Origin of the sequence: Actinomyces sp. oral taxon 849 str. F0330 (assembly GCF_000239715.1) — a bacterium.
GTDB lineage: Bacteria > Actinomycetota > Actinomycetes > Actinomycetales > Actinomycetaceae > Actinomyces > Actinomyces johnsonii.
Map to the genome: position 1 here is coordinate 1 of NZ_JH470385.1, position 1,356 is coordinate 1,356.

Sequence of the window (1,356 nt, forward strand, 5' to 3'; positions counted from 1 at the left end):
CGCTTGGATGCTGGCAGTCCTTTCTCCTTGTCGCGTTCTCGGGCTCGCTTGTCCACGGGTGTCGCAGATCGCCAGCCACAGCAGCTTGATCACCGCCTCATCGGAGGGGAAGTGGCCGCGGTTCTTGGAAACCTTGCGCAGCTGGTAGCTCGCAGTCTCGATACTGTTGGTGGAGGGGGTACCTCCCACGAAGTGGGGGAGAGATGACACGCCTGAGCATCGGAGGGAAGTCCAGGAAGGGAGTGAATCGCTCCCAGGCCCGCTCCCAGGTCGTCACCGTCTGGGGGTACTTGACCCCCATGTCGGACTCGGAGAAGTCGGTCAGAGCCTGCCAGGCGGCCTCCTGGTTCGGAGCGGTGCAGATCGGCCTTGAGAGCGGCCGCGACCTTCCGGCTCTCCCCCGTAGGAGACGAACCGCATCCAGGGGCACGGATCAGGTGGACCACACAGGTCTGGACCGTGGCCTGGGGCCAGGACCGCCTGCGATCGCTTCGGGAAGGCCGGTGAGCCCGTCACATTCCCCCGCGCGCTTCGCTCCCGTGCGGGAGGTGCCCCCTTCTACGATCAGCACGTCCTTGACGCCCCTGTTGGCCAGCTCAGCGCACACGAGCCGCCCTTGAGGGAGGCTCCCTCCCCGGGCCCGGGGCCCAGATACTTAAGCCACGTGCTTGACAGCCGTCCATCCCTCGCCCCGACCGCGATGTGAGCCGAGCGGGAGGCGACCCGGTGAACAGGCGCGGACCATCGGCCCGAATCGCGCCCGTGGTAGACCACCGGGAAGAGGACTCCTCCAGCGGGCGGCGCTGCCACTCCAGGACAGCATCGGCTACCGCGTCGGTGATCCTCGAAATGGTCCCCACGCTGAGCGCCCGCGCTGAGCGTGGAGGCCAGGTGGTGCTGGATATCCCGCACCGTCATTCCACCGGCGCATCAGGCCTGGTGATTCACACGCATCGAGGCCGTCCAGACGGCGCTGGCCCTTGGCGCTACCCGGGCGCGGGGTGAAGGTCCCGGCCCGGTCCCGGGGCACCCCGATCTCGAAGGGCCCCATCCTGACGAGTCCACCGTCTTGGACGTGGTTCCGTTTCTGGCGTTACCACGAGCCTGGGAGGTTGGCTCGCCCCTGTCGTAACCCAGGTGCTCGCTCAAGCCAAGCGGCCAGGCCCCTCTCCAAGGCCTCCCTTGGTGCAGTGCCGGCAGCAGACCATCAGTCCCGGTCATGCTCACCTGCCCGGCACCAGCTCTGCTCAAACAAGCCATCCAGAGCCCCAGCCGAGCGCAGCTGGCCGACCACATCCCGACCACCAGCAGAAGCCCTGTTGTCATCATCAGTAGCAGTCATCAGTGTCAGTCCTT

General features: G+C 66.7%; 1 protein-coding gene and 1 pseudogene. Both read right to left on the reverse strand.

Translation table 11 applies throughout. The features are described from left to right. A partial coding sequence (locus HMPREF0975_RS17425) for a transposase (protein ID WP_442852338.1) occupies positions 1-210 on the reverse strand: 210 nt, incomplete at its 3' end. 52 nt (positions 211-262) lie between these two features. Continuing rightward, positions 263-430 (reverse strand): annotated as a pseudogene (locus HMPREF0975_RS17430) (hypothetical protein); the annotation flags it as partial. Positions 431-1,356: the final 926 nt, after the last annotated feature.